The following is a 4,484-nucleotide window of genomic DNA, read 5'->3' on the forward strand; positions in this document are numbered from 1 at the left end:
CCCGCGGAGCGGGTACCACATCGCTACGCGATGTGAAAGCGAACAACCGTGGTGCGCACGGTTGTTGCGCTCCCGCTCCGCGGGAGCGCTGGCGGGACGCTGCGCGTCCCGCTCAACCCGCCTGCGCAGCAGGCGGGTTGACGCTCCGTTCGCTGCGCTCCCGGAGCTGCGGGACTTCGTCCCGCTACCAGGCTTCCGCTTCGCTCCAGCCTGGCGGGGCGGGTCCGCTGCGCTCCCCCGCCTGACGGCCCTTCCGGCTGCGCCTCCAGGACCGTTGAGGCCCGCTGCGCGGGCCGGGCTGGCTACGAGGGAGGGGGTCGCTCGTTCGTGTCGGCTTCTAGTGTAGCCCGTGCATCAGGATGATGCAGCATGTACCGTTGGTGAAAATGCTGGACACCCCCAACCACCCGGGCGGGGGCGTGAAGGAGGTGGAAGACTTGAATTCGTTGAGCGTCGAAATGCGCCTCAAGGCGCGGGAGGAAATCCAGCATGAGGTTACCGGATTGACGGCGGAACAGATCCACGAGCGGCTGGTGGCCTGGAAAGCCGGGAGGGCCAGCCAAGGCCGCTCAGCGCGGAGGAGCGGCTGGCTGCTGTTCGGCGGAACGAGCTGCGGCGCATCTGGAACTTGATGGGCGGCACGGCGTGGGACGCCTACTCCGCGGAGAACGACGCGCAGGCAGACCGCTGGCGCCAAGCGCTGCGGGGCCGTCAGGAAGCTGCGAGCGGTGGGGCGGTGGAGGCTGACCCCGGGCTGATCCGCTATCGGATCGTGGCGCAGCGGACTGACCCGGCGCACCCTGGGGGCCTCGGTGGTGACGAACTACACCTATGCGCGGTCCATTGAGGAGGCAGTGACGAAGGTGGGCCGGGCGAAGGAGAAGCCGGGTGGCCTGTACGGGGACCAGGGCCTGTACCGCGTTGTGGAGGCCGTCGAGGAAACTCCGCAAAGCGAGGCGCGTCAGCTGCGGGACGCTCGCGAGCGGTTCCTCACCGCGGTCATGGACGCTGCTGTTGCCGCGCTGGACGACCAGCTGGCATCCGCTCGCCCGGAGTTGATCGGCGTCCTGTCCGAGTTCTTCTTCGACACAGTCCTCACTCGCGCCATCGTCTCTCCCGACAGCGGTGAGGGCAATGCTCAGCTGCATGCCCGGGATGGAGAGGTCCTGTCCCGCCTGTTCCTGGCTCATCTCGCCGACCGCGGCCTGGACCTGGGGGAGGCAAGCGCCCGCACCGGCGAACTGCGCGCCCTGCCCGATAGATACATGGGTGTCGGGGGGCCTTCCGTTCGTGGCGCGGAGTCAGGGGAGGAGAGCGAGGCGCCGGCGGAGCTTGTCGAGCGCGTCCCCGCCGTGTGCGAACTGCACTATGCGGCCGTGACCGGCACCAGCTCCGAGCAGTGGGACCAGGAGTCGTCCCGGGAGCTCGTGGACATCGCCATGCGGGCCGTGCACCTGGCGGAGCCGGAGACCTACCCGCAGGCACTGGACGCGTACCTGCACGAGCACCGGGCGCGGCTGGAGCGGCTGTGGCGCCGCTACGGGCCTGGCGGGATGTTCGCGGGCGAGCTCGTGCTGATCGACCTGCCCGGGTTCTTGGTGCTGTGCGAGAGAATCGCGACATCCCCGCTCTGGCTCGAAGGGATCTGGGCGAAGCACGGCCAGGAGGAAACCGCGCTGGAAAGGCTTCACGACAGCTGGCTGTACGACATGGGTGAAAAGGGCGGGCGATGAGCAGGATTCCGCTCAAGAAACACCAGATCGACCAGAAATCGGCCTTTCGTAGGTGGGTCGGATTCCCTGCAAGATCATCTGTGCCGCCTCAGGGTGCCCGGGGCACGATCGTGTCAGCGACCGGCTCCGGAAAAACGATCATGGCCGCCGCCAGCGCCCTGGAATGCTTCCCCGAGAGTCGGATCCTCGTCACCGTGCCCACCCTGGACCTGCTCGTGCAGACCGCCCAGGCGTGGCGGGCGGTGGGCCACCGCTCCCCCATGGTCGCGGTGTGCTCGCTGGAGAACGACCCGGTGCTGAACGAACTGGGCGTGCGCACGACCACCAACCCGATCCAGCTCGCCCTGTGGGCCAGGCACGGACCGGTCATCGTGTTCGCCACGTACGCCTCTCTCGTGGACCGTGAGGACATCGACGCTCCCGAGGGTCAGCGGAAGGTTCGCGGGCCGCTGGAGGCCGCTCTGACGGGCGGGGAGCGGCTCTACGGCCAGCAGATGGCAGGCTTCGACCTGGCGATCGTGGATGAGGCCCATGGAACTGCCGGTGATCTTGGTCGTCCGTGGGCGGCGATCCACGACAACCAGCGGATCCCGGCGGACTTCCGGCTCTACCTCACCGCGACCCCGCGCATCCTCGCCTCGCCCCGGCCGCAGAAGGGCGCGGACGGCCAGGAGCTGGTACTCGCGTCGATGGGCCAGGACTCCGAGACCTACGGGCCGTGGCTGGCCGAGCTGGGGCTATCGGAGGCTATCGAGCGGGGAATCCTCGCCGGGTTCGAGATCGACGTGCTGGAGATCCGCGACCCCTCCCCGGTCTATGGGGAGTCGGACGAGGCGCTGCGGGGCCGGCGCATGGCGCTGCTGCAGACGGCGCTCCTGGAGCACTCCGCGAAGTGGAACCTGCGCACCGTGATGACGTTCCACCAGCGGGTAGAGGAGGCCGCCGCGTTCGCGGAGAAGCTGCCGGAGACCGCTGCCGAGCTGTACGTCAACGACGTCTCCGACGAGGACCTGGCCACCGCGGACAAGCTGCCGAAGTCCTCCATCGACGCGGAGTTCTACGAGCTGGAGGCCGGCCGCCACGTACCCCCGGACCGGGTGTGGTCGGCGTGGCTGTGCGGCGACCACCTCGTGTCCGAGCGGCGCGAGGTCCTGCGCCAGTTCGCAGGCGGCATCGACGCGAACAACCGGCGCATGCACCGGGCGTTCCTCGCCTCAGTGCGGGTGCTCGGGGAAGGCGTCGACATCACTGGCGAGCGCGGAGTGGAGGCCATCTGCTTCGCCGACACCCGCGGCTCCCAGGTGGAGATCGTGCAGAACATCGGCCGCGCGCTCCGGCTCAACCGCGACGGCACCACCAAGGTGGCCAGGATCATCGTGCCGGTCTTCCTCCAGCCCGGCGAGGACCCGACCGACATGGTCGCCTCCGCCAGCTTCCGCCCCCTCGTAGCCGTGCTCCAGGGCCTGCGCTCGCATGATGAGCGCTTGGTCGAGCAGCTCGCCTCCCGAGCCCTCACCAGCGGCAAGCGCAAGGTCCACGTCCGACGCGATGAAGAGGGGCGCATCGTCGGGGCCGGCGGCGAGGCGGGCGAAGACCAGGAGCAGGACGACACCGACGCCGCTGCCGAATCCGCGCTGCTCCACTTCTCCTCTCCCCGGGACGCCGCCACAATCGCCGCGTTCCTGCGCACCCGGGTCTACCGGCCGGAGTCCCTGGTGTGGCTGGAGGGCTACGAGGCGCTGCTGCGATGGCGCAGGGAGAACGGAATCACCGGCCTGCACGCCGTCCCCTACGACGTCGAGGTCGAGGTCGGCGTCACCAAGGCGTTTCCCCTGGGGCGGTGGGTGCACCAGCAGCGCAAGACGCTGCGCGCCGGCGAACTCGATCCCCACCGCAAGGAACTGCTGGACGCGCCCGAAGCCGGGATGGTCTGGGAGCCCGGCGAGGAAGCCTGGGAGAACAAACTCGCCGCGCTCCGGTCCTACCGGCGGGCCACGGGGCACCTCGCTCCCCGGCAGGACGCGGTGTGGGGCGAGGGCGAGGCGATGGTGCCGGTCGGACAGCACATGGCCAATCTGCGCCGGAAGGGCGGTCTGGGGAAGGACGCGGAGCGGGCAGCGGAACGCGCCGCGCAGCTGACGGCGATCGACCCGGACTGGAACTGCCCATGGCCACTCGACTGGCAACGCCACTACCGCGTGCTCGCCGACCTGGTCGACGCCGACGGCAGCCTGCCCGACATCGCCCCCGGCGTGCTGATGGACGGCGATGACATCGGGCGGTGGTTGGAACGGCAGAAGCAGCCGAGCACCTGGGCGCAGCTGTCGACCGAGCAGCAGGAGCGGCTGTCCAGGCTGGGCGTACAGCCGCTTGAGGTGCCGCCGCCCGCGGCGGCCAAGCGTACGGCGAAGGGCCCGCGCAAGGCGCAGCAGGCGTTCCAGCGCGGCCTCGCGGCCCTCACGCAGTGGATCGAGCGGGAGGGTCAGGGGCCGGTGCCCCGGAAGGCGGTGGAGATCTTGCCCGACGGGACCGAGACCAAGCTCGGCATCTGGTACAGCAACATCAAAGCCAGGCGCGACAAACTCACCCAGGAGCAGCTGGACGCGCTGCGGAAGCTGGGAGTTGAGTGGGTTTAGACGTCATCTCATTTGGCGGTTCGGTAATCTGTCGGTCGTGGTGGGGATTGTTGAGCGGCTGGTGCCGGACGAGTTGTGGGAGTTGTTCCAGCGGGTGGTGCCTGAGGCTCCTTCG

3 protein-coding genes are annotated in these 4,484 nt (G+C 69.3%); all 3 read left to right on the forward strand.

The genetic code is table 11. From position 1 onward, the window contains the following. The first annotated feature begins 386 nt into the window (after positions 1-386). The 3 genes from ACZ7LT_RS34560 (at position 387) to ACZ7LT_RS34570 (ending at position 4,369) form a co-directional block, all read left to right on the forward strand. Positions 387-632 carry a hypothetical protein gene (locus tag ACZ7LT_RS34560; RefSeq protein ID WP_471240059.1) on the forward strand — a complete coding sequence of 82 codons (246 nt, stop codon included), beginning with the start codon at positions 387-389 and terminating at the stop codon, positions 630-632. 183 nt (positions 633-815) lie between these two features. Beyond that, the gene (locus ACZ7LT_RS34565; RefSeq protein ID WP_471240060.1) at positions 816-1,733 is read left to right on the forward strand and encodes a hypothetical protein; all 918 of its coding nucleotides are present in this window, start codon (positions 816-818) and stop codon (positions 1,731-1,733) included. Continuing rightward, on the forward strand, positions 1,730-4,369 hold the full coding sequence (locus ACZ7LT_RS34570; protein ID WP_471240061.1) for a helicase associated domain-containing protein: 2,640 nt from the start codon (positions 1,730-1,732) through the stop codon (positions 4,367-4,369). The genes ACZ7LT_RS34565 and ACZ7LT_RS34570 overlap by 4 nt, the downstream gene beginning before the upstream one ends. Positions 4,370-4,484 lie beyond the last annotated feature (115 nt).

The sequence above is a fragment of the Streptomyces sp. NPDC039465 genome, assembly GCF_055639315.1.

Bases quoted from the DNA above. Each gene is read 5' to 3' on its own strand.
- ACZ7LT_RS34570 (WP_471240061.1), top strand. From the start codon at position 1,730: ATGAGCAGGATTCCGCTCAAGAAACACCAGATCGACCAGAAATCGGCC.
- ACZ7LT_RS34560 (WP_471240059.1), top strand. From the start codon at position 387: ATGCTGGACACCCCCAACCACCCGGGCGGGGGCGTGAAGGAGGTGGAA.